Source organism: Empedobacter sp. 225-1, assembly GCF_030328185.1.
GTDB lineage: Bacteria > Bacteroidota > Bacteroidia > Flavobacteriales > Weeksellaceae > Empedobacter > Empedobacter stercoris.
Map to the genome: position 1 here is coordinate 1 of NZ_JACALO010000087.1, position 1,043 is coordinate 1,043.

At 37.3% G+C, this 1,043-nt stretch carries 1 protein-coding gene; it reads left to right on the plus strand.

Annotated features, from left to right (window positions below):
* Positions 1-1,043, plus strand: a 1,043-nt coding sequence (locus tag HX088_RS13830) for a transposase (protein WP_286484478.1), incomplete at both ends; no start/stop codon positions are given.

Sequence of the window (1,043 nt, forward strand, 5' to 3'; positions counted from 1 at the left end):
AGTATTGATCCGGTGGTGTTTTTTAAAATATTGTTAGTGGGTTATTTGAATAATATCAACAGCGACAGAGCATTGATTCGTTTTTGTTCGGATAGTTTGAGTATTCGTTTATTTTTAGGCTATGATCTGAACGAAGAATTGCCTTGGCATTCGACAATTAGCCGAACTCGCGCATTATTTGGCGAAGAAGTTTTCTTGCAATTGTTTCAGTTGATATTGAGTTTATGTGTGAATAAAGGCATGGTTTCTGGGAAACGTCAGGCGGTAGATTCAGCGTTTATCAAAGCGAACGCTAGCATGGATTCTCTTGTTGAAAAAGAGGTTCTAAACGATGCTTCTGCTTTTGTGAATGAGTTGGAAGAAAATTCAGAATTCAAAGCATGCAGTGAGCCTAATCGAACTGTAACATCAACTCGAAAGAAGTTGGTAGAACAACATCATAATTGGAAAAAAGAAGAATTTAAAGGAATGCCTGCTGCTCGCAAAACGATTCAAAAAAATGAAGATGGTGAAGATATTCGTCCAAAATTTTTGAGTAATCATACCCATTATAGTCCAACAGATCCTGATGCGAAAATCTCGACCAAACCAGGAAAACCACGTCAATTAAATTATGCGGGACAGTTAGCTGTTGATGATAAACACCATGTGATTACAGGCGCTTGTGCCAGCACAGCAGGTAGTAAAGACAGTGCTATTTTTGCAGAAATTATGGATCAAACGATTGAAAATTTTAAACAAAATGAGATTCAAATAGGTGAAATTTTGGCTGATGCGGGCTACAGTAGCGGTACGAGTTTGCAATATTGTGAAGATCATAACTTAGATGCTTGGATCCCCAACTTTGGACAATATAAACCCGAACGTGAAGGCTTTATTTTTAATAAAAAAGAAAACCGTTACGAATGTATTCAAGAAGGCGGAAATAAAGCTTTTTTACCGTTTAAACGGACTTTAACAGACAGCAAAGGCTACGAAAAGAAAAGTTATAGAAGTTCGGAAAAAGATTGTGGTAACTGTCCTTTGAGAGCGCAATGTTGTGG